This is a genomic window from Chryseobacterium endalhagicum (assembly GCF_016745235.1).
Lineage (GTDB): Bacteria > Bacteroidota > Bacteroidia > Flavobacteriales > Weeksellaceae > Chryseobacterium > Chryseobacterium endalhagicum.
Map to the genome: position 1 here is coordinate 2231826 of NZ_JAELVM010000001.1, position 23375 is coordinate 2255200.

Consider the following 23375-nt stretch of genomic DNA (forward strand, 5'->3'; position numbering starts at 1 on the left):
CCAATATAATTTAATATGAAAAAGCTTATTACATTTTTATGCTCCGCAGCCACCCTCGGAAGTATAAACGCTCAGACCCTGATACAGGCGTACAAGAACAGGGCTGACCTCGTTTCCCAAACGAATATCACGACCAATCTGCAGGATTTTTCCAATCTGGGGATAAAAACCACCGGATCTACGAATAATGCCAATGCCCTGACCTGGATAAAAAACAAATACATTTCCTACGGATATTCCGCCAGCCAGATCGTGGAAGACCCTTTCACTTTTGGAAGCACAAGTTCAAAGAACCTCGTCATTACCAAAACAGGAACCGTTTATCCAAACAAATACGTGATTATCTGCGGGCATTTTGACAGTATTTATGGTCCCGGAGTTAATGATAACGGAAGCGGAACTTCCATCATTCTGGAAGCAGCAAGAATTCTGAGAAACGTTCCTACGGAATATTCCATAAAATTCATTCATTTCTCCGGAGAAGAACAGGGATTAAGGGGAAGCAGCCATTACGTAAACAATGTAGCCTATCAGAACGGCACACGCGTACTGGATATCAAACTGGTATTCAACCTTGACCAGGTAGGCGGTGTGATGGGAAATAACAACAATACGGTATATTGCGACGAGGATCAGGCCGGACCAACCAGCAATAATGCAGCCTCTGCCGCAGTAACCCAGCAGCTCAGAAACTGTACGGCCCTTTATTCGCCGCTTCAGACGGCTGTAGACCCTGCGGAAGACACAGATTATATTCCTTTTGAAAGAAAAGGTGAAGTGATCACCGGATTTTTTGAAAGAATAAGAAGTACCTATCCGCATACATCCAATGATACTTTCGCCAATACAGACCCTGTCTATATCTACAAAATCGGAAAAGCAACCGTAGGAGCACTTCAGCACTTTGCCGTTGCCACTACTTCAAGCTCGATTGTATTGGGAACAAAGGAAACTGTATCCAGCCCTGCTATTGAAGCGGTATCTATTTTCCCTAACCCGACCAAAGACACCGTAAATATTGATCTTCCTGCTGGTGTAAAAGATTTCAGTTTTGAAATTACAGACCTTTCAGGAAAACTTCTGATCAAAAAGGATAATGAAACTGCTGTAAATGTTTCCGGACTGGCTGAAGGAGCTTATATCGGGATTATAAAAGCTGACGGACAGAAGGCTGTGCGAAAAATTCTGATCGAAAGATAATTTAAATATGAAATGAGAGCAGGAAGGATTTCTTCCTGCTTTTTTAATTTAGCGTGATTCCGGGAATTAGTATCAAGGCAACTAACTACTTAACCGTGTCAAGGTTTTGAACCTTGACACGGTTAACTTTCAGCCAATTACACTCCTCATTTTACCCCAAACACCCTAGATTTTGACGCAAAGTTCTACAATAGCCATGCATATTTTTAAAGGTTGCAAAGTTGGAATCGATCAGAGATCGATTCGACTAAGCGTTCGTTTTATCTTTCCTGCAAAATACTTTCGATTAAAAAAATTAATAAAACCGCGGTGCATTTCTGCCTTTGGACTTCAGTAACTTCCCTCTTCTGGCTTCAAACCCCCTGTCCTATTTACTACAAGATCAGCTATTTACTCCTGTTCTGAAGCATTTTTTCAATATCTTCAAGTGAAAAATCTTTTGCCTTAAGCAGGATCAGGAAATGATACAGCAGATCTGCCGCTTCGTTTTTGAAAAGGTCATCATTGCTGTCCTTGGCTTCAATTACCAATTCTACGGCTTCCTCTCCTACTTTCTGAGCCATTTTATTGATTCCCCGCTGATACAGTGAATAGGTGTAAGAACCTTCTGTTTTATTATCGATTCTTTCAGCAATTTTAGATTCCAGCTCGTAGAGAAAACCTTTTGATTCCTTTTCTCCAAAACAGCTGAAACTTCCGGTATGGCAGACTGTATTGGTAGGAACAGCCTGAATCAGTATGGTATCCTGATCACAGTCAATGCTTATCTTTTGTACCGTCAGGAAATTTCCGGATTCTTCACCTTTTGTCCAGAGTCTGTTTTTGGAACGGCTGAAAAAAGTGACAATACCTTCTTTTTCTGTTTTTTCAAAAGCTTCTTCATTCATGTAGCCCAGCATCAATACCTGCTGGGTTCTGCTGTCTTGGATGATTACCGGAACAAGACCGTTATCTTTATTAAAATCTATTTTCATCGTACGGGAATTTTTTGAGTTTTTAACTGTTGTTTTAATTCTTGAACGGGTACTTCATTAAAGTGGAAAATACTGGCTGCCAATGCGCCTGTAGCTCTTGTTTCATTAAACACTTGAACAAAGTCATCTGCACTTCCTGCTCCTCCGGAAGCAATCACCGGAATAGATACTGCTTCTGAAACCAGCTTTGTAATGCGGATATCGAATCCGTTTTTGGTTCCGTCGCCATCCATTGAGGTCAGCAGAATCTCTCCTGCTCCCAGGGCAGCGGCTTCTTTGGCCCATTCCACAGTATTTAAAGCAGTGGCCTGTTTTCCGCCTCTTACGTGAACCAGATCTGCTCCGTTTGTCAGCCGGGTATCAATAGCCACCACAATACACTGGCTTCCAAATTCATTGGCGAGCTCATAGATCAGCTGGGGATTTTTCACCGCAGAAGAATTAATACTGATCTTATCTGCCCCGGCTTCCAGAAGTTTCCGTACATCCTCCACAGAGGAAATTCCTCCTCCTACCGTAAACGGAATGCTCAGCTGACGGGCTATTTCTTTTACGAGATCTGCAAAGGTCTTTCTGTCTTCCAGGGTTGCCGTAATATCAAGAAAAACCAACTCATCAGCGCCTTCCTGCTCATATTTCACGGCAAGTTCTACAGGATCTCCGGCATTTCTGAGCCCTTCAAAATTAATTCCTTTTACCGTAGTCCCGTCTTTAATATCAAGACACGGAATAATTCTTTTTTTAAGCATTTTCAATAAATTCCTGAAGTTGTTGTAATGTTATTTTTCCCTCGTAAATTGCCTTTCCAATAATGGTTCCGGCGCATCCTATCTCTTTCATTCTGTGGACATCTTCTATGCACGATATGCCTCCGCTTGCCGTAAGCTTTATCGCTGTTTGTTCTAAAATTTCCTGATACAGATCCGTTGAAGGCCCTTCCAGCATTCCGTCCTTTGAGATATCGGTGCAGATGGTCCGGCTGATTCCTTTCTTCTGATAATCAAGGAGAAATTCAATAATATCCAGACCACTTTCTTCCAGCCATCCGGATGTTTTTATTTTTCTGTTTTCACAATCGGCTCCTAAAATAATGCGGTCACTGCCATATTTTTTAATCATTTCAAGACAAAATTCCGGATTCTGTACAGCAATACTTCCCAAAGTGATCTGTTTTGCCCCGGCATTAAAAGCAATTGCAATATCTTCGCCTGTCTTTAATCCGCCTCCGAAATCAATCTGAAGTGAAGTTTCCCGCGCTATATCTTCTAGGACCTTCTGATTGACAATGTGCCTGGATTTAGCTCCATCCAGATCTACCAGGTGAAGAAACCGGATTCCGAAGCTTTCAAACTCTTTAGCAGTCTCCACAGGGTCTTCGCTGTATATTTTTTTGGTAGAATAATCTCCTTTTGAAAGACGGACACATTTTCCGTCAATAATATCAATAGCTGGAATAATTTTCATCATTTAAAGATTTATAAAGTTGTTTAAAATCCTGCTTCCTGTAGCTCCCGACTTCTCCGGGTGAAACTGTACGGCAAAAAAATTATCTTTCTGCAAAGAAGCACTGAATGGCAGGATATAATCGCAAGCAGCCACCGTAGCATCAGCCAAACCGCAGTAATAGCTGTGAACGAAATACACATCACTCTTATCTTCAATCCCGGAAAAAAGAGGTGATTTCAGCTCCGAAATCGTATTCCAGCCCATATGCGGGACGAGATCTTTGGGAGGAAACCATTTAACATCGACATCAAAAATTCCCATTCCTCTTGTATTGCCTTCCTCATTGTCGCCGCACATCAGCTGCATCCCGAGACAGATTCCCAAAACAGGCTGCTTCAGGCTAGGAATCAATACATCCAGCCCTTTTTCCTTCAGGAGTTTCATGGTTGAGGAAGCTTCCCCGACTCCCGGAAAAATAACTTTATCCGCTTTCAGGATCAACTCGGGATCATCCGTAATCACAGAATCAATATTCAGACGGGTTAAAGCATTCTGAACCGAACTTACATTGCCTCCGTTGTATTTTATGAGTGCGATCATTTTATAAACTTCCTTTGGTTGATGGTAAATTAAAATTGCTGTCCGACTGATTGACTGCCATTTTCACGGCTTTTGCAAATGCTTTGAAAACCGCTTCTATCTTGTGGTGCTCGTTGTTTCCTTCCGCTTTGATATTCAGATTGGATTTTGAAGAATCTGTAAATGATTTAAAGAAGTGAAAAAACATTTCTGTAGGAACATCGCCGATTTTTTCCCTTTTAAAATCAACATCCCAAACGATCCACGGCCTTCCTCCAAAATCAATGGCAGTCTGTGCCAGACAGTCATCCATCGGAAGAAGAAAACCATATCTTTCAATTCCTTTTTTGTTTCCCAGTGCTTTCAGGAAAGCTTCCCCTAAAGCAATTCCTGTATCTTCAATGGTGTGGTGTTCATCTACATTGAGATCTCCGTTCACTTTTATTTTAAGGTCTAAATTTCCGTGTTTTGAAATCTGTTCCAGCATATGATCGAAAAAATGAAGACCTGTAGAAATTTCAGAAGCTCCGTTTCCGTTAAGATCTATTTCAATATCAATTTCGGTTTCATTGGTTTTTCTGTAGACTTTAGCCTTTCTCGATTCCTGTTTTAAAAACGAATAAATCTCATTCCAGCTGCCCGTAGCAAGCGTCGCTTCTTCATTAGAGTTTTGATTGAGATAGATAGATTTAGTTCTCATGTTTTTAGCCAGTTGAATGTCGCTAATTCGATCACCGATTACATATGAATTTTCAAGATCATAATTTCCGTATCTATATTTTGAAAGCATCCCGATTCCCGGTTTTCTGGTGGGAAGATTCTCATGTTCAAAACTTTTATCAATCAGAATATCATTGAAAACAATACCCTCATTTTCGAAAGCCTTTAGCATTTTTTCATGAGGTTTTATAAAATCTTCAAAAGGAAAACTCTCAGTTCCCAATCCGTCCTGATTGGTCACCATTACCAATTCGTAATCCATTTCTTTTACAATTTTGGAAAGGTTCTGAAATACGCCCGGATAAAATTCAAGCTTTTCCAAGGAGTCTACCTGAAAATCTTCCGGCGGTTCTACGATAAGTGTTCCGTCGCGGTCTATAAACAGTACTTTTTTCATGATAATATTCCTTTTAAAACGTTGATTAATTTTTCATTTTCTTCACGGCTTCCTACATTGATCCTGATACAGTCTGCAATGGCGGGTGATCTCTGACTGGTCAGAATCTCCTGTTCCAGCAATTTCTGATAAACAGTCTGCGCATTATTCATTTTAATCAGAAAGAAATTGGCATCCGTCGGAAAAACTTTTACAATGCATTCAATGCTTTTGAACTGTTCTTCCAGCCAGGCTCTTTCCTCTAAAACCTTACCGACGTTTTCCTGAAGTTTATTTTTGTTATCCAGCAGGTTTAAAATAAATTCCTGACTTAAAGAATTAACGTTATAAGGAGCTTTAACGGTATTGATAAGGCGGATAATCTCTTCTGAAGCATAAGCAGCTCCTACCCTTGCTCCGGCCGTTCCCCAGGCTTTGGAAAATGTCTGAAGAACAATTACATTAGAATACTGGTCCAACAGTTCAATTCCGGATCTGTTTCCCGAAAACTCAATGTAGGCCTCATCAATGACAACGATCCCATCAAAATTCCGGATAAAAAATTCAATGTCCTCCACACTGTTTCCTGTAGGATTATTGGGTGAGCACAGAAAGAAAATTTTAGGCTTATTTTCTTTACTAATCTTTAGAAAATCATCTTTTAGAATTTCAAAGTTTTCATCAAGATTCAGCTTTAAAACCTCATTTTCATTCACTGCAGCATAAAAACCGTACATGGCAAAGGATGGATTCATCATCAGAATAGCATCTTTTTTAGGCTCGCAGAAGATTTTTATGATCAGGTCGATCAGTTCATCACTTCCGTTTCCCAGGGCTATTTTTGAAGGAGAAATCCCTTTCAGTTCCGCCAGTTTATTTTTAATCTTTTTCTGAGACGAATCCGGATATCTGTTGAATTCTCCAAACGGGCACTCATTCGCGTCCAGCATCACCGGAGCATTGAACTCATTGTGATCCCTGAAGCTGATGTATGGCTGCAGATTCAGGATATTTTTTCTTACTAAAGTATTGATATTAAATTCTTTCATTATATTATTTTAATCGGATAGATACTGCATTTTTGTGAGCGATAAGACCTTCGGCCTCCGCCATGATTTCAATGGTTTTCCCTATTTTTTTAAGACCTTCTTTTGACAGGTGCTGGAATGTGATTTTCTTGACAAAACTATCCATGGACACACCGCTGTAGTTCCTTGCATAAGCATTGGTGGGTAAAGTATGATTCGTTCCGCTGGCGTAATCTCCGGCACTTTCACAGGAATAATTCCCCAGGAAAACCGATCCTGCGTTGCCAATCGCCGGAATATATGTTTCAAAATCCTCTAACGCCAGGATAAGGTGTTCAGGGGCATATAAATTACTGAAATCCAATGCTTTTTCAATGGAATCCGTTAAAATAAAAAGACTGTGATCCAATGCTTTACAGGCCATATCATTTCTTGGAAGCTTTTTGACCTGTTTTTCTACGGCTTCCATGGTTGAAGTGAAAATTTTAAAATCATCGGTGATGAAAACGACCTGACTGTCACTTCCGTGTTCCGCCTGGGAAAGCAGATCTGCGGCGCAAAATTCAGGAACGGCCTGACGGTCTGCTATGACAAGAACTTCACTGGGACCTGCCGGCATATCGATGGCAACTCCATAGCGCTGAGCAAATTCTTTCGCTGCCACTACATACTGGTTTCCGGGTCCGAAAATTTTATAGACCTTCGGAATGCTTTCAGTTCCCAATGCCATCGCAGCCACCGCCTGTGCTCCTCCTGTTTTGAAAACCTGAGTAATTCCACAGAGTTTTGCGGTATACAGAATAGCAGGATTAATATTTCCGTTGGAATCAGGAGGCGTACAAAGGATAATTTCGCGGCATCCGGCCAGCTGAGCGGGTACTGCAAGCATTAAAACCGTTGAAAACAAGGGTGCTGTTCCTCCGGGAATATAGATCCCTACTTTTTCAACGGCCCGGTTTTCCCGCCAGCAGATGACGCCTTTCGTGGTTTCAATTTTTTCGGTTTCTGCAATCTGAGCCGCGTGGAATTTCGAAATATTTTCTTTGGCCTGCTGAATAGCTTTCTTTAAATCTTCGGAAATTTCATCCGCTGCATTGTCAAGTTCTGTTTCTGAAACAGTGATCTGCGGAGTGAGTGCCTGATCAAATTTTTTATTGAACTGAATCAAGGCTTCATCACCGTCTTTCTCAACCGTTTCAAATATTTCTGCGATCAGTCCGGATATTTCTTCACGTTCAAAAACCGGACGTTTTACCAGCTCTGGCCATGTTTTTCTTTCAGGATATCTGTATATTTTCATAATTAAATCACCATTTTATCAATTGGAATAATAAGGATGTCCTGGGCTCCGTTTTCTTTCAGTTCGTCAATGACGTCCCAGAATCTTTCTTCATCTATTACGGAATGAATGCTGCTCCATCCTTTTTCTGCCAGGGGAATCACTGTCGGGCTTTTCAATACAGGAAGCACAGAAGCAATATCGCTGATCTTGTTATCGGGAACATTCATCAGGATGTATTTTGAGTTTTTTGCTCTTAAAACAGACTGAATCCGGAAAAGGAATTTATTAAGGATATTTTCTTTTTCGGCGTCAAGCACAGAAGTTTTTGCCAGAACAGCTTCGGATTTCAGGATGGTGACCGTTTCCCTCAGTCCGTTTTTAAATAGAGTGCTTCCTGAGCTTACGATATCGCAGATTCCGTCTGCCAGACCAATATTGGGCGCGATTTCTACAGAACCTGAAATAATGTGGATATCAGAAGTGATTCCTTTTTCTGCAAGAAATTTTTTAAGGGTATTGGGATAGGAAGTGGCAATTTTTTTGCCCTGAAAGTAAGAAAGATCATCAGTTTCCACCTCTTTTGGAACGGCGAGGGAAACGCGGCATTTTGAAAATCCCAGCTTTTCAACGATCTGGATGTTTTTCTGTTTTTCCGCTAAAAGATTTTCGCCCACGATGGCAATATCTACCACTCCGTCTTCCAGATACTGGGGAATATCGGAGTTTCTGAGATACATAATTTCCATGGGAAAGTTATCTACGGAAACTTTGAGCTGGTCTTTCCCGTTGTTGACGAAAATGCCGCAGTCTTTGAGGAGCTGAAGAGATTCTTCGTAAAGCCGGCCGCTTTTCTGGATCGCAATTTTTAATTTACTCATTGTATTGTTTTAAGGAATCTGAGCAAATAAAAACTGATCTGTGGATATTTCCGGGAAGAATTCAGGAAACAAAAAAACCGTCTATTTACTCAGACGGTTTTTATTATTTTTTGATTTTAACACATGTTTATATCAATCAATTCCGTCTTGGCAGAGATGATGATAGTAATGATGAAGTGTTAAAAAATTCGGTTTCATTGTTTTGAATTGTGGTACAAATGTAGGATTTATTTTTAAACTGCAAAGTTTTTTTACAGAATTTTTTTGTAGAGTTCCATCAATTGGGCTGCAATAGGTTCATCATTAAATTTCTGAACAAATGCGAAACTCCTTTCAGCACGGCGTTTTCTTTCGGATTCATTTTCCCACAAAAATTTTATCTTGGCACTAATGTCAACATAGTTTTCCGGATCTACATACACCGAGTCTTTTCCACCTGCTTCCGGCAGACAGCTGACATTGCTGGTAATGGTTACAGTTTTTGAGAAAAGTGCTTCTATCACAGGGATTCCAAAGCCTTCAAAAAAGCTCGGATAGACAAAAATATCTGCCAGTTTATAGATTACAGCGAGCTCATCCATGGAAACTCCTTCCAGAAAAAGGATCTGTTTTTCCATTTTATTTTTCCGGATAAATGCTTCTACTTTTTTGTAATATTTTGTCTTTTTACCAACAACAATCAACGGAATATCTGTTCCATTGATTCCTTTAACGATATTGAGAAGGTTTTTACGGTCTTCGATCGTTCCAACATTTAAAATATACCGTTCAGGAAGGCCGAATTTCTCTTTTACTGCCTGAATAACTTCCTCCGTCTGCTCTTCTTTAAATGCTTTGTGACAGCCCTGATAAATAACTTCTATCTTGTTTTCGGGAACTTTTAAATAAGTAATGATATCTCTTTTGGTCTGCTCTGAAATGGCTATGATCTTATCCGCCGAGACTGCAGCCTTTTTAAATTTCCATAAATGGATTTTCCTGTCGAAAAAGGAATAATACTGCGGATATCTCATGAAGATCAGATCATGGATCGTCACGATCTTTTTAATGGGTTCTTTTCCCCATTTCAAAGGCAGTTCACCGGACAGACCATGGAATATCTGTGCGCCTTCTTTCTGGGCATCTTTTCCCATTTTAAACTGTCTGGCCAGGGTTCCTTTTGAAGTTTCCACAAACCGGACATTTTCCTTTTCCAGAATATCTTTACCCCGCTCTGAACTGTTTTTGTTCAGCAGGAGGTATTCATTTTCAGGATAGTACTGAGAAAGAATCCTGATAAGGTCTCTTGAATAATTGCCCAATCCGGACGTATTGTGAAAAAAACGTTTTGCATCGAAGGCAATTTTCATATCAATGTTTTTAATAAACTTTTCTACGGTTTAAATTTATAAATAAAATAAACCCCAAATGATTATTCAGGGTTTATTATGTAAATTTTAAAATAATCTTCAAAATTTAGAAGCAATACAGCTTATACCGCTACATTGTTCTCTCTTAAAGCATCATTAAGAGACGTTTTTTTATCTGTTGATTCTTTTCTCTGGCCAATGATCAATGCACAAGGAACCTGGTATTCTCCGGCAGGATACTGTTTGGTATAGCTTCCCGGAATCACTACTGAACGGGCAGGAACTCTTCCTTTGATCTCCACAGGCTCGGAACCTGTAACATCAATAATTTTTGTAGAAGCGGTTAAAACTACGTTAGCTCCCAATACAGCCTCTTTTTCTACATGCACACCTTCTACCACGATACATCTTGAACCGATGAAACAGTCGTCTTCAATGATCACAGGTGCTGCCTGCAACGGCTCCAAAACACCACCGATACCTACACCACCACTCAGGTGAACATTTTTACCGATCTGTGCACAGCTTCCTACAGTAGCCCATGTATCCACCATCGTTCCTGAATCTACGTAAGCTCCGATGTTTACATAAGAAGGCATCAAAATAACGCCTGAAGCTACGAAAGATCCTTCTCTTGCGATGGCATGCGGTACAACTCTTACTCCTTTTTCAGCATAGTTTCTCTTCAAAGGAATTTTGTCATGAAATTCAAACGGACCTACTTCAATAGTTTCCATCTTCTGAATCGGGAAATACATTACTACGGCTTTCTTCACCCACTCGTTCACCTGCCAACCGTTTTCTGTAGGCTCAGCAACACGAAGTTCTCCTGAATCCAATAAGGAAATTACTTCTCTTATCGCCTTCTGGCTGTCTTCATTCTGTAATAAATCTCTGTTATCCCAAATGTTTTCAATAGTTTGTTGTAACGACATGTTTCTTGTTTGATTTTAATATAAATTATCCTGCAGCATTCCGCAGTTTCCAAGCTCAAAAGTACAAAAGATTGTTTTAGTATACAAGTTGATCCGTGAAGCCGAAAAGAACATTATTCTCTATTTTTTCACCTGCTGTCAGTCAGAAATAATAAATTCCATGGTCTTTTCAACGTGTTTTTCCTGAATAATTCCTTTTGAATATTTAAGGTTTCGGGCTGTATTATATTTTGTTAAATAAGCTGTGTTGATTTCAGCAGTGAGTTCTTTAATATCCTCCGGGATAAGGGCTTTAATGTTAATGATTTTCTCTCCGCAACGGATCTGGCCGTTCGGGTCCTTAAGAAATGTATAATACCAGCTTCTTTCGGAAAGGCCCCATGATCTTGCGAAAACCCTGCCATTCACAATAACCATCCATATTTCAAGAAAGGTGGTTCTTTCCTCTCCTGCTTTAATTTCAATGATGCTGTGGGTGTTAATGTATTGGAGTACTTCTTCTTTATTCATGGTTAATTTTTCACGAATCTAATGTGAATAAAGCGGTTAAAATAATTTATTATTCAGCAGGAAGAAAACCTTATCCGGAATGCCTGTTTTCTGATGCGGATGTTAAATTGGTATGTGGAAGCCATGTCAAGGTTTTGAACCTTGACATGGCTTTTAACTTTCTCAAAGCATCATTTTGTTGAGTGCATCAACCAGGCATTCTTTGTAGCTTTTGGCCACAGCAATTTTCTGATCCTGACAGACCAGCTGATTGTCTTCGAAATATTCGATATTGGTTAGATTGACAATATATGAATTGTGGACTCTCATAAATTCACCGGGAAGGCTTTCAATGAGGTCTTTAAGTGTCTTGTAATAGATGTATTTTTTGTGGGACAGCGTATTGATCTCTACATAATTTCCCAGCCCTTTTATCACCGTAATGTCTTTAAAGAAAAGCTTTACGAGTTTTTTATCTGTTTTAATAAAAGCAAAGGTACGGTTCTCCATCTACAGGCGGTTTTAATAGTCTTATTATAAAACCCTTTGGGCATGAAGATAGGCTTTATTCCAATATTTTTCGTTTAATGAAGAAATCATGACGCCTTTTGAAGTAGAGGCATGAATGAATTTCACTTCTCCATCTGACCCGATATCATGAACGATGCCTACATGGGAAACCCTGCTTCCTCCGGCTGTTGCAAAGAAAAGCAAATCTCCGGGTTTTACTTCTTTGATATCGATTTTTTTACCGGCTTCAGCCTGATCGGATGATCTGCGTGGGAGTGAATGATCATTTTCTTCAAAAATCTTGACCGTAAATCCGGAGCAGTCGAAGCCTGAAGAGGTATTTCCTCCGAATTTGTAAGGGGTTCCGATATATTTTTCAGCATCTTTCAGGATATCACCGACAGATCTGGAAATATTTCCATCAAATTTGGAATCCAGTTTTCTCAGGTTTTCAGCTCTTACCACAGTTTTGTTTCCTGTATTTTTTTTTGAGGATACGTTTTTGGAAGATCCGCATGAAACAGCTACAGCAGAAGCAATCAAAAGTACTGAAAGCTGCTTTATTCTTAAGTTTTTTTCAAATAATCCCGGTATCATAGTCATCTGATTTTAAATGAAGTAACTAATTATGAGACAAATATACATTTTTATATTTTAATTATAATATAACTATACTACAACTATATGATAAATATATGTTAAAATTTTAATTTCTCTGATTTATTAGTATATTTGAATTCAATTTTGCAATATGGCAACGTATGAAAGTTTAATAAAGATCAAAGGAAGTGTTGGCGATCTGGTTTTTTACAGCCTGAACGGGAAAAACGTCGTGCGGAAAAAAAGCGGGTTTAACAAGAAAGCTTTTAAAAAGGATGCTTCTTATGAGAAAGTAAGGCAGAACAGTTCCGAATTCGGGCATTGTTCCAAAACCGGGAAAATACTTCGCAGCTGTATTGAAAGCTATATCAAAGAAGCCGGCGATCCTCTGCTCTACCAGAAATTTGCAAAACTGATGACCATTATCAAGGATTTTGACACGGTTTCGGAAAGAGGCAAAAGAACCGTGGAAAAAGGCCTTGCCACACCGGAAGGATCGAAGGAACTTAAAAAATTCAGATTTGGGGAGAAAGAGAATATCAGCGGTGAGATTTCTGTCTCAGAAGAAAAAGAAAGCAGAATTCTCAGTACAGGCAATCCGTTTTCTGCGGACGAAATTGTGATGGTTACTATACAACCGGATTTTGAAAATTATTCAGCAGAATATTCCGAAGAGAAATTTCCTTACAATGGTGAAAAGGAAATCCGTTTTAAAAAATACTTTGAGGATAGGAGTCTACTACTCTATTTTTTAGTGATCAGGGATAAGGAAGAAATTACCCGGATGGGATTTGTTTGAGAGGATTTAGATTTAAGATTTCAGACATCAGATTCTTAAGGCTAAGGCTAAGATTGAGGGAGGTGCTTGGTATATCAAATTTTTCCGATATTCAAGCCAGTATCCTTCAAATTTTGATTGCTGTTCGGGATCAGGATCAATAAAAAAGCCTGCAGATTGATCTGCAGGCTTTCTTTTTATTGTTTGTTTCCTGTCCAGGTTCCGGCTCTTGCGGGTGTCGGGACATTGTTTGACCAGTTTCCGTTTCCATTTTTCTCTCTTGAAAGGGTTCCTTTGAATTCTCCGTCGGAAGGAAGCCCGATTACAGCCGTAAGATCACCGGTATCGGTTAAATTTCCGGAAATATTATAATTTTCGTCATTTACCGTGGAATGCATTGTTCCGGTTACTTTTCCGTCACTGGATACCACAAGATTCCAGGTTCCGTCATCGCTTCCTGTGTATTTTCCTGACCATGTTCCAATATAATCGTAGATGGTATCATCATCAGAGCTGCATCCGATAAATAAAAAAGCTGTTAAAAGAAGTAAAAAAAGTTTCTTCATAGTTTCTAATAGTTCAAATTTATTGTTATCCGTTCACTTTCTGCTTACAGAAGCATCAAAGTGAAATTAATGTTTATTATTTCGGGCTTGTTCCGTGCAAATCTACTAATTTTTTCATTCAGATTATCTGAATTTTAATCAGCTGTTTATATTTTTATGAATTAGCTTCATATTTCGGCTAAAATACAATTATTTCCCAAATAAAAACAAGCATTTGAGCATCAGCACAGCAAGATATCAGTGAAATACTGACATTTTATAAAAGTCTTCGAAATTGCGTTTATTTTATTCAATTAATCCAATATGAATTGTTTTTATTCATTAATAAATAATTTATACAAAATTTATTTCCTTAATTATAAATATTTCTTAATTTAGTGAAAAATCTAAAAACCATTAAAACCCAATCATTAGCATGAAAACAAGAATAATCTTTTTTGTTGCAGTCATTTTTTTCAGCAGTCTGAAATCTCAGGTAGGGATCAATACTACCACGCCTTCACATACTTTGGATGTTAACGGACTTGTCAGGGTAAGAGCACTGGCCAATGCTGAGAACAAAATTGTTTCTGCAGATTCAAACGGGGTTTTAACCCTGGTGTCGCCAGAAGAGATCTTCTCTCCGAAAGCTTTATTAAATACGTCTATGTCAGCAACAGAGCAAAGGCTGACCATATATGAAGGAAAATGTTTCCAACCTACAGATAATGCCTCTTCCTGTACGGTTAGTGTTAATCATTACAGCTCGTGCGCAGGGTTTAGCCAGGCTGTAGATACGCAGATCGTTATCGGACAGACGATCAATACCGGGAACGGGCAATTTTTAGGAACGTGGACGACCCGATTCATAGATAATAAAGGGTATATAGGGGGTGCAACAGCCGCTGGACAGGTTGCCCCGGACTATCCAAGGATTTCCTATCCTACCGCCAACTCGGCTAACTATTTAGGGACCGGAAGTTTTTCGGGACAGTGCAATACGGATCTGGTAGCCACCATTAACCAGGGCACAGGTGATGTGAAGATAGAATCCGTGAAAAGAAGCATGTTTGCCCATCTGGTGTACCTTCTTTCTATTTCACGTTCAAGAAGTAATTAAACAAATCTTTTTCATTCAATACAATAGCTGCATTTAAAGAAAATGCAGCTATTTTTATTTGATTCTGTAAAAAAGGTTATCTATTTTATAAGAAACCTAAATTTATTGATGTTTTTAAGGGCAATACCCGTTCCGCGCACAACAGCTCTTAAAGGATCTTCTGCCACACATACCGGCAGGCCTGTTTTAAGATGAATCCTGTCTGCAAGACCATTAAGCAATGCTCCTCCTCCGGCAAGGAAAATTCCTGTTTTATAAATATCTGAGGCCAGTTCCGGCGGCGTAATAGCAAGCGTTTCCATAATGGCATCTTCAATTCTCATGATGGATTTATCAATGGCCTTGAATACTTCTTTATAGCTTACCATAATTTCTTTCGGCTTTCCTGTAATGAGATCTCTTCCGCGTACGGGAATATCTTCCAACGTAAAATTAAGCTCTTCCATTGCGGAACCTACTTCAATTTTTATTCTTTCGGCCGTCCTTTCTCCAATATCCAGATTATACTGGGACCGGATAAAATAGGCAATATCATTGGTGAAAACATCCCCTGCAATCTTAAGAGACCGGTCACAAACGATACCTCCCAAAGCAATGACCGCAATTTCAGTGGTCCCGCCACCTATATCCACAATCATGTTTCCCTCAGGACTTTCCACATCGATACCGGCACCGATAGCTGCTGCCATAGGTTCGTAAATCAGTTTTACTTCTTTTGCATTTACTTTGAGTGCTGAATCTTTAACCGCCCTTTTTTCTACTTCTGTAATTCCGGAAGGAATACATATTACAATTCTAAGGGCCGGCTGCATGAATTTACCTCCAATATCAGGAATCAGTTTAATAAATTCCTTAATCATATGTTCAGAAGCGTGAAAATCGGCGATTACACCATCTTTTAACGGGCGTATGGCCCGGATATTTTCGTGGGTTTTACCCTGCATAAGTTTGGCCTGCAGTCCTACCGCAATAGGTTTTCCTGTAATCCTGTCTATAGCAACGATAGAAGGCTGGTCCACCACAATCTTATTGTTATATATGATTAAGGTATTAGCAGTTCCAAGATCAATCGCTATCTCCCGTGTAAACATATCAAACAATCCCATATCCCATTATTTTATTGACCGCAAAAGTACGCTATTCCTTATGAAATCGGTGGTTCCGGAAGCAGGAATCTGAGTTAAACTTACGTTAAAGTATTGGTGAAAAAACAAATGAATCTTCCTATTGGATTTATATTTTTAATGAATTCAATGAATCACAGCATCTTATTAATTCTTAAATAACATGCATCCCTGATAATACTTACTTTTTTGTCAGCCGCCATATTCGCCGTTCCTCTTGCATAAAAAATTAACTTTATTTTCTGACCTGCTTTCAACCAGATGGTAGAATGACTCTGGCTGTCATAATAATTAGGAAAACCGCTCATAAAAGCTCCTCTTATTACTCTTATATCATTAGCTCCGGAATTACCTTCCGGTTCTGTATTGTTATCAATACTGTATCCTGTGCTGAATAATCCACCGTCCCCGTTGAATTTTCCGGTTCCTACCTGCAAGCGGACCCTTGATTTGATGTTGTATAATCCGTCTTCCGGAACAGTAAACTCTCCTGTAGCCGGATCATACGCGTTGAGAGGATCATAGCCTTCATTAAGAGGTAAAGGAGTAACTACCTCATCCTGCCAATTGACCGTAAAATGATATTCGCTGCCTCCTGTTACACGCAGTACCCTGTTGCCACTGTCTGTCGTGGACCATGGAGTGCCAGTCTGTGCGCCCACAATAATTGATAATGAGCACAATAAAATGATCAAGAATGTCTTTTTCATACTAATAAATTTTATGATGGTTATAAATATTTGGTTCTTGTTGTTTGTTTTATTTCCAGTAACTCCAGACCGCCCCGTCGAATACAGCAAGAGATTTGCTTACCGTATCGTAGCACATCATGCCGGGATAAGGTGTTTTGACAAAAAGATGCGGGTTGGCTATCTGTGGAAGAATCATGGCTTTATCAGGTGATTCTAAAACAAAAATTCCACTTGCATTAGTTGTCGGGCTTCCTACAATAATTTTGGTTCCCGTTTCCGGTGAGGCATTGGAAAGAATGGAAGAACTGCGTCCTGAATCTGATAAACTCCTCCAGGCATTATTTTCAAACATTTTAATTTTTGCATCTGATCGGTCAAAAACAAAAGTTCCGTTGTCGCTGCTGTTCAATCCTGCCGGAGCACTGTCTACAGCAGGAAGAATAAGTCCTTTTGTGTTCCCGGGAACATCATTAAAATCCAGAATGGTACTGTTTCCGTTTACTGTGCTTTTAGCAATTCCTATTTGCCCGCTTACTAGGCAGATCCATAAATTAAAGACTACAGTATATATTATTTTTTGTGTTTTCATTTTGAGTTAAATTTTAATCATTACATCGTCTTTGGATGCATTTCCAGATAGTACCGTTATAGATTTTCACACAGCTGGCAGCGATATCATAAATAAGCATTCCTTCTTTCGGGTCTTTTACAGCAGTATGACCGGTCACTCTTGTAATTACAAATCCTTTACTTTTGGATTCCATCGCGATAAAGCCATTTGGAACGGTATCCGGCCATTCAGACTTTTTGGTTTGTGAAGTAATCCCTATGATTGTATAGCTGTCGGGCTGACCAGCCGCAGGTAATTTTGTGCAGTAACAGTCATCGGTAACAGAAACGGTAACAACGCTGCCCGGTTGGCTGTAACAATTTCCGGAAAGACTGTAATAAAAAGGATAATAAGTGCCCGCCCCTACGGCAGAAGGGTTGCTTACCGGAGATCCCGTGTGCGTACTGTTCGTGAACCACACAAGCGTCATTCCAGCCGGAGGTGTCTCTATAAGCAGGCTATTCAGATTGGCAGTCATTGCAGGACACGTATTTCTGAGCGTTGTTGTATTTAATACTGGTACCTTTGCCTGACTTTCTGTTACAGTAACTGCAGTACTTGCTGCACTGTAACAATTTGCCGCTGAATTATAATAAAATGCATAATAAGTTCCCGGTTGTGCTGCTGCAGGAGTACTGTATGCACTTCCGGTATGAGTACTGTTTGTATACCATACGATTACAGATCCTGAAGGCACAGTTCCCGTATGCAGCCCGTTTAAATTGTAACCTGTTGCAGGGCAGGAAAAGTTTACAGATGATGAGCTGAGCGGCGGACTGGTATTACTGATCTGCCCGCAAGCTGAATTGAACATGGGTAAGGAACAATCTGTAATTTCATGCATCATACAGGTGTTCTGATTAAAATAGACCGCTTCACAGCCGTCGAAGTCATCCGGAATTAAATCGGCAACATTAGTATCACATATTTTTGTTCCTGAAGAAAGTGACTGCCCATGGGAAGTACTTCCCTGCTGATGAATCGTTATATATTGATTGGCAGCGGGATTTTTAAGAATAGCCCAGGCTTTGTTATGCGTTGTCTCTTCAAACATTCCTTCTCCGGAAGCAAAATTGGCATCAAACCATAAAAGCGGTAATGCAGGTCCGGGATTCCAGTCGGCCACGACCAGTGTATATTGCCCGGGCTGTAAAACCGTTCCCGATGGAAATGTAAATACCGGGGCTCCTGCTCCGTTTTGGTCCACATATAGCTGCCAGCCGGAAATATTGACGGGTTGAGAGGAATAATTTTTGAAGGCGATAAAATCATCATCATCTTCATCATCATTACTCAAATCTCCGAGAGTCTGTGAATCTGCATCTCCCAGCCAGATGTGTACGCCTACTCCATTCAGTTGGCAAGGAGGGCCGCACTGCCCGTAAACAGAAGTAAACAGGGAAAACAGAAGTAAGATTAATAATTTTTTTTTCATCACATATATTTTTAAAAATTGTTTACTGTGAATAAGCTATTTGTATTTTTAAGTAATTTTTTTGATCAGACAGGACATACATGAGGCTATACCTATTTCCATTAAGGCAATAGCTAAAAATTCCAGAAAGAGGAGAAACATTAACGTTATTTCATCTTTCTGCAAAAATTCATGATCCGTGTGCGGTGTTCATGAGGCTCATTACACCACCAATAAAATAGTAGAATTATTTTCCGGAGAGTTCCGCTTTAAGAAAAGCTGAAGGATAAGAATAAGTTTCTTCCGGATATTCAAATGGTAATACCTAATCACCCTTTTTAATAGATTAACAATGGCAACAATATATCGGAATACTTATGAAAAATATTCATAAAAGCTGGCTTCTAAAAATCACTACCATTATTTAACGCAGCCTATTTTGATATATCGTTGCCAAAGTTTTAACAGAAAAGCCAATCATTAATGACAGACTTTTCTATTGACCAAAAAAACTTTACACGTATTGATTATTGCAGTTCTGCTGCTTTTGCATTACGATTTACTCTGAAAGGGGTCAACAAACCTCCCTGAATAAATTGATTATCCTGCTTTAACTTATAATTGCTCCCTACGAAATAGGATTTGGCAGCAGCATTATTTTCAGCCAGATACTTATGCCATGCAACCGTTATTCCTGCAAATTCATTTTTAGAAACCTCCATCGTAGGGCTGAAGTGTGTAGCAGTTGTTGCAGTCGCAGTCCATGCCGGCTGGGAAATTGAATGATATTGCCACAGCTTATGCATAATTGGCGGAACGATGATATCCAATCCTCCGGTTAAAAATAATGTTGGAACTTTTACCGGTGAGCCTATCGCAATCGGGCTTCCCTGTAGTGACATTGCTCCCACTATGTTTATTTCAGAATCAAGGGCTTTGAAAGTATTAGGAGACAAGCTTGCTGTTAAAAGAGTTGCTCCTCCTCCCGCAGAGTGTCCGGAGATCAGTAAACGTGATAAATCTACTTTTCCATATAATGGAGACTGCGGGTCTTTGTTCATATTGCTCAATTCTTTGAAGGCCAGCAAATGCATTGTTGGAAGCACATTCACAAAATTTGAAGAAATAATAACAACATATCCATTGCTGGCCCAAAGTCTTGCCATCTGATAGTAATTAGCCGTATTGGAAGTAAAACCGCCTACGAAATTCACAACAGGAAGTTTACCCATATTCTGGATGTTCGTAGGATAATAGATATGTGATGAAAAAGCATTGGTATTAAAACCATATGGAAAATCATTATTACATTTTATGGTATTATCAAGAATACCCAAAGCCTGAATAATAGGAAATACAGCTCCAACATAACTGTTGCAGTCACCCAGAACTTCATTGGTTGAAACCTCGTATGGTCCTGGTTTTGCAAACTCTTCGTTAGCCAGACCTCCTGCCGTAAAGATATTTGATTTAGCCTCAGGCTTGCTCAGGTCTTCTGGTTTTACCGGTAAATTCTGGATTGCCTTTCCACCAAACATGTTGACATCATTGGGATCAATCACAGACTTCATGGTTTTTGACTGTGCCTGAACTTCTGTCCCTAAAGAATCTTCTCTCTGGCAGGAAATGGTAAGCAAAAGCGATGCTGTTGCAATAAAGGTAATTTTTTTCATAGTTTAAAAAATATAATTATTATAAAAGAATTGTGTTTAAAAAATTGGGTAAAAACAAGCTCCTTAATGATGTTTTTATCCGTTAAATAATTTTCATCAAAAATAATATTAGTATATCCGGGTCCATAATCCAGTTTTTAATTTTTCAGGAAACCAGTCGGTGAATTCAAATTTTCATCTTTTTATATTGTAGCTTTAATGCTTTTATTTTTATCTAAATTTCATTCATAATACCTCTATACATAAAAATATGATGATATAATAATGTTATTTAATTATCACCTGTTTTAGATTTATTTTCAAATAAGACCTGTTTTTTAAAAATGAATATTTTTCTATAAAGACACATAGTTATGATTATTAACAACTTACATAAAAACTAAAATCATCAGGAACTTAAGGAAAAAGCATAAAAAAATCAGTTTCACCTATGATAAAACGGATATTGTTTAGCTATGAACAACTAATCTGGTTTGCTGTATATTTTCTTCCATTTAGTAACGGTGTTTCTACTCAGTTTAAAATGATTGGCCAGCTGGATATTATTTAAGCGGTTTGTTTTCTGATAATTTAAAATTTTCAGGATGGCTTCTTCACTGTAAGATCTGTGCTTTTGGTTAAAAATATCAGTTTGCCTGCAGTTTGTATTGAATACAAGATCATTCAGTAAAAGAATATCAAGTGTAGTTAAATTCTTCTTTTTCAGGATCAGCATGCATTTCTTACCCGGATTCAATCCCTTCTTTACAATGATATCTGTAAATAATTTTTTATAGTCCGGCCCATTTTTTTCCATCTGCTACAGGTATTTAATTCGTTGTATTATTATATTTAATCATCCATTTATAAAGTGTTGTTTTAGGAATCCTGTATTCATCTATAATCTGCCTCCTGTTTTTTTCTCCGGTCTGGATAAGGTTGAGGATGTAATCTATCATTTCTTTGGTATAGATATTTTTTCTGAATTGAGGCAGTTGAGTTTCTGATTTTGTCTTTTTAAGAAAGGGAGAATACAGGATCAGATGCTGGCTGTATAATCTGAAAAAATCATATTCCAGCAGTTTACACCATTTTAAAAGCAGATCCGAGTCTATTGATTTGGAAACATATACTTCCTCAATTTCAGCTTCATTCCAATTAAAATATTTACAAATCCTGTTGATTTCTACTCCGGACTCTTTAACCCGCTGCTCAATGAATGAGCCGATATGAATATTCTTTGATTCAAAATTCATGAATACTATTTTTTATGTAAATACCCCAGATCATCTATAATTTTCACTAAGATTATAGCCAAAATATTTTGTTAATCAGCCGCCAAAGTCTGTATACTTATCACTTGAGAATGCATTAAGTTTAGCTGTTTTTAAATATTTTCTGAATTATTTTTGATCAGTAAGTATTTATATGACATCAACATTAAAAAACAACATTCCATAATACAAATCTGACTGAGTATTTGAAATCCTTACAAAAGAAAAGAAAAACACAAGGCTGAGCCTAATCCAGTTTTTAATTTTTACAGTGACCAGGTTTCTGTTCGGAATTTGGCCAAAAAAGTTTAGAAAAGAGAATTGATCATTCCGTATTAAAATCTTCTGATATTTATGATTTCAAAACAATTATTAACCATAAAGCATTTATTATTTTTTTCTGACCAAAATAAATTCTTAATTTTACAGCCAAATGTTTCAACACAAGTATATATTCTTTTTTATCCTGTTCGGGTTTTTACTGATCCCGAAACAGATGTATGCCTGTGATCTGAAAATATCACCAAAAAAATCTTCAGCGTGTGAAAGCCGTACCGTAAAATCTGTAAGCAAACATCACTGCCATTTTTGCGGTTCAAAAACCTGTGACGGGAAATGTAAAGATCCTTTGTGTAAATGTCCCGCTTCAAATGTAACTCCAACGCTTGCCAACAGACAGGATCTTAATTTCTTAAAGTTGGAGGATTTCAATTTTATTTCTTTCTCATCGTACGAAACCCCTGTTTCAAAAGGGTTTCTTTCAATCTGGCTCATTCCTAAGATAGGTTAATCCTTCCCCGTATAGCCTAAACTGTGCGTTTTTTTAAGAAAATTCACTCAGTTTTCCAATACTTTCAAGTTTACAAACAAAGCAACAGAGACCGTTCTTTTGCTCTTAAAAACAATTCAAAATGAAATTAATATCAAAAATATTGGTTGCATTCACTTTGTTGATATCATTGACAAATAATGCCCAGATTAAAAATACAAAGACAGAGACCATCAAGGTCTACGGAAGCTGTGATCTCTGTAAAGGAATGATAGAAAAAGCCGGCACCCTTAAGAAAACAGCTGCAGTGACCTGGAATAAAGATACCCAAACAGCAACCTTAACGTATGATGCCCATAAAACCAATCAGGAGGAGATTTTAAAACGTATTGCACTGGCTGGTTTCGATAATGAAAAATTCTTAGCTCCAGATGATATTTACGCTGCATTACCGGAATGCTGCCACTACAGCAGAGAACTGAAGCCTACTTCCAAAAGCAAAGATGCTGCTATGAATATGGCTGCAGACCACAGCGGTCACGATCACAGCAAAATGACTCAGGCGGAAACGGCTCCTGCTCAGAATAGCTCCCAGCTGAAACCTGTTTTTGACAGTTATTTTTCTGTAAAAAATGCTTTGGTAAATACAGATTCCGGCACCGCATCTGCAAAAGCGGGAGAACTGCTGAAAGCAATTAAAGCAGTTGATATGACCAAACTTTCTACTGAGGAACATATGGTCTGGATGAAAATAATGAAGGATCTGACCGCTAATGCAGAAAAGACAGCCTCAGCTAAGGATGTTGCGAAACAGAGAGAAATATTTGCCCTGCTTTCCAGGAACATCTACGATCTCGCAAAAGTATCTCAGCAGGGTAACTCAATCTATTATCAGCATTGTCCGATGTACAACAATGGTAAAGGAGCGAACTGGCTGAGCCTTGAAAACGAGATCAGAAATCCCTATTTCGGTTCCCAGATGATCACCTGTGGCAGCACGGTAGAAACTATTGATAACAAATAAAAAATAC

General features: G+C 38.7%; 26 protein-coding genes. 5 read left to right on the forward strand and 21 right to left on the reverse strand.

The window, feature by feature from the left end; all coding sequences use genetic code 11:
* Positions 1-15: 15 nt before the first annotated feature.
* The gene (locus JET18_RS09885; protein ID WP_202090506.1) at positions 16-1200 is read left to right on the forward strand and encodes a M28 family peptidase; all 1185 of its coding nucleotides are present in this window, start codon (positions 16-18) and stop codon (positions 1198-1200) included.
* Positions 1201-1586: 386 nt separating this feature from the next.
* Here the strand turns inward: JET18_RS09885 and hisIE are convergent, their stop codons facing one another.
* From hisIE to JET18_RS09950, 13 genes are all read right to left on the reverse strand, one after another.
* Positions 1587-2174 (reverse strand): bifunctional phosphoribosyl-AMP cyclohydrolase/phosphoribosyl-ATP diphosphatase HisIE, encoded by a 588-nt coding sequence (gene hisIE / locus JET18_RS09890; RefSeq protein WP_202090508.1) that lies wholly within the window; start codon positions 2172-2174, stop codon positions 1587-1589.
* Positions 2171-2923, reverse strand: a complete 753-nt coding sequence (hisF, locus tag JET18_RS09895; RefSeq protein ID WP_202090509.1) for an imidazole glycerol phosphate synthase subunit HisF — start codon at positions 2921-2923, stop codon at positions 2171-2173. Before hisF ends, hisIE begins: the two co-directional genes overlap by 4 nt.
* Positions 2916-3638: a 1-(5-phosphoribosyl)-5-[(5-phosphoribosylamino)methylideneamino]imidazole-4-carboxamide isomerase gene (hisA, locus tag JET18_RS09900; RefSeq protein WP_202090773.1), complete on the reverse strand. Its 723-nt coding sequence runs from the start codon at positions 3636-3638 to the stop codon at positions 2916-2918. The genes hisF and hisA overlap by 8 nt, the downstream gene beginning before the upstream one ends.
* A gap of 3 nt (positions 3639-3641) precedes the next feature.
* Positions 3642-4220, reverse strand: a complete 579-nt coding sequence (gene hisH, locus JET18_RS09905; protein ID WP_202090511.1) for an imidazole glycerol phosphate synthase subunit HisH — start codon at positions 4218-4220, stop codon at positions 3642-3644.
* Between the two features lies 1 nt (position 4221).
* Positions 4222-5316 carry a bifunctional histidinol-phosphatase/imidazoleglycerol-phosphate dehydratase HisB gene (gene hisB, locus JET18_RS09910; RefSeq protein WP_202090513.1) on the reverse strand — a complete coding sequence of 365 codons (1095 nt, stop codon included), beginning with the start codon at positions 5314-5316 and terminating at the stop codon, positions 4222-4224.
* Positions 5313-6344 (reverse strand): histidinol-phosphate transaminase, encoded by a 1032-nt coding sequence (gene hisC, locus JET18_RS09915; RefSeq protein ID WP_202090515.1) that lies wholly within the window; start codon positions 6342-6344, stop codon positions 5313-5315. The genes hisB and hisC overlap by 4 nt, the downstream gene beginning before the upstream one ends.
* Before the next feature lie 4 nt (positions 6345-6348).
* Positions 6349-7623 carry a histidinol dehydrogenase gene (hisD, locus tag JET18_RS09920; protein ID WP_202090517.1) on the reverse strand — a complete coding sequence of 425 codons (1275 nt, stop codon included), beginning with the start codon at positions 7621-7623 and terminating at the stop codon, positions 6349-6351.
* Between the two features lie 2 nt (positions 7624-7625).
* On the reverse strand, positions 7626-8483 hold the full coding sequence (gene hisG, locus JET18_RS09925) for an ATP phosphoribosyltransferase (RefSeq protein ID WP_202090519.1): 858 nt from the start codon (positions 8481-8483) through the stop codon (positions 7626-7628).
* 251 nt (positions 8484-8734) lie between these two features.
* Complete coding sequence (locus JET18_RS09930) at positions 8735-9832, reverse strand: glycosyltransferase family 4 protein (protein WP_202090521.1); 1098 nt, start codon at positions 9830-9832, stop codon at positions 8735-8737.
* A 122-nt stretch (positions 9833-9954) separates the two neighbouring features.
* Positions 9955-10767, reverse strand: a complete 813-nt coding sequence (locus JET18_RS09935) for a 2,3,4,5-tetrahydropyridine-2,6-dicarboxylate N-succinyltransferase (RefSeq protein WP_202090523.1) — start codon at positions 10765-10767, stop codon at positions 9955-9957.
* Positions 10768-10905: 138 nt separating this feature from the next.
* Positions 10906-11277: a DUF2255 family protein gene (locus JET18_RS09940; protein ID WP_202090525.1), complete on the reverse strand. Its 372-nt coding sequence runs from the start codon at positions 11275-11277 to the stop codon at positions 10906-10908.
* 162 nt (positions 11278-11439) lie between these two features.
* Positions 11440-11766: a LytR/AlgR family response regulator transcription factor gene (locus JET18_RS09945; RefSeq protein WP_202090526.1), complete on the reverse strand. Its 327-nt coding sequence runs from the start codon at positions 11764-11766 to the stop codon at positions 11440-11442.
* Between the two features lie 24 nt (positions 11767-11790).
* The gene (locus JET18_RS09950) at positions 11791-12363 is read right to left on the reverse strand and encodes a C40 family peptidase (RefSeq protein WP_202090529.1); all 573 of its coding nucleotides are present in this window, start codon (positions 12361-12363) and stop codon (positions 11791-11793) included.
* Positions 12364-12517: 154 nt separating this feature from the next.
* Here JET18_RS09950 and JET18_RS09955 point away from each other — a divergent pair, with 154 nt between their 5' ends.
* Positions 12518-13165, forward strand: coding sequence for a hypothetical protein (locus JET18_RS09955; protein WP_202090531.1), 648 nt, complete (start codon positions 12518-12520; stop codon positions 13163-13165).
* Positions 13166-13341: 176 nt separating this feature from the next.
* Here JET18_RS09955 and JET18_RS09960 read toward each other — a convergent pair whose 3' ends face one another.
* Positions 13342-13710, reverse strand: a complete 369-nt coding sequence (locus JET18_RS09960; RefSeq protein ID WP_202090533.1) for a hypothetical protein — start codon at positions 13708-13710, stop codon at positions 13342-13344.
* 415 nt (positions 13711-14125) lie between these two features.
* Between JET18_RS09960 and JET18_RS09965 the strand changes: the two genes are divergently transcribed.
* Entirely contained in the window at positions 14126-14809 is a 684-nt protein-coding gene (locus tag JET18_RS09965; protein WP_202090535.1) for a hypothetical protein, read from the forward strand.
* 80 nt (positions 14810-14889) lie between these two features.
* On the opposite strand, the gene JET18_RS09970 is transcribed toward JET18_RS09965, so the two are convergent.
* The 7 genes from JET18_RS09970 to JET18_RS10000 all read right to left on the reverse strand — a co-directional run bounded on the left by JET18_RS09970 (position 14890) and on the right by JET18_RS10000 (position 21557).
* Positions 14890-15915 carry a rod shape-determining protein gene (locus tag JET18_RS09970; protein WP_202090537.1) on the reverse strand — a complete coding sequence of 342 codons (1026 nt, stop codon included), beginning with the start codon at positions 15913-15915 and terminating at the stop codon, positions 14890-14892.
* A 152-nt stretch (positions 15916-16067) separates the two neighbouring features.
* Positions 16068-16643, reverse strand: a complete 576-nt coding sequence (locus JET18_RS09975) for a hypothetical protein (RefSeq protein ID WP_202090539.1) — start codon at positions 16641-16643, stop codon at positions 16068-16070.
* 49 nt (positions 16644-16692) lie between these two features.
* Positions 16693-17214: a hypothetical protein gene (locus tag JET18_RS09980; protein ID WP_202090541.1), complete on the reverse strand. Its 522-nt coding sequence runs from the start codon at positions 17212-17214 to the stop codon at positions 16693-16695.
* 13 nt (positions 17215-17227) lie between these two features.
* A complete protein-coding gene (locus JET18_RS09985; RefSeq protein WP_202090542.1) occupies positions 17228-18670 on the reverse strand; it encodes a lamin tail domain-containing protein in 1443 nt (480 codons plus the stop codon).
* A gap of 506 nt (positions 18671-19176) precedes the next feature.
* Positions 19177-20322 (reverse strand): poly(ethylene terephthalate) hydrolase family protein, encoded by a 1146-nt coding sequence (locus JET18_RS09990; protein WP_202090544.1) that lies wholly within the window; start codon positions 20320-20322, stop codon positions 19177-19179.
* A 463-nt stretch (positions 20323-20785) separates the two neighbouring features.
* Positions 20786-21118, reverse strand: a complete 333-nt coding sequence (locus JET18_RS09995; protein WP_202090546.1) for a helix-turn-helix domain-containing protein — start codon at positions 21116-21118, stop codon at positions 20786-20788.
* 13 nt (positions 21119-21131) lie between these two features.
* Complete coding sequence (locus JET18_RS10000) at positions 21132-21557, reverse strand: helix-turn-helix domain-containing protein (protein ID WP_202090548.1); 426 nt, start codon at positions 21555-21557, stop codon at positions 21132-21134.
* A 451-nt stretch (positions 21558-22008) separates the two neighbouring features.
* Here JET18_RS10000 and JET18_RS10005 point away from each other — a divergent pair, with 451 nt between their 5' ends.
* Complete coding sequence (locus tag JET18_RS10005; protein ID WP_202090550.1) at positions 22009-22365, forward strand: hypothetical protein; 357 nt, start codon at positions 22009-22011, stop codon at positions 22363-22365.
* Positions 22366-22486: 121 nt separating this feature from the next.
* Positions 22487-23368 (forward strand): DUF3347 domain-containing protein, encoded by an 882-nt coding sequence (locus JET18_RS10010; RefSeq protein ID WP_202090552.1) that lies wholly within the window; start codon positions 22487-22489, stop codon positions 23366-23368.
* The last annotated feature ends 7 nt before the right edge of the window (positions 23369-23375 follow it).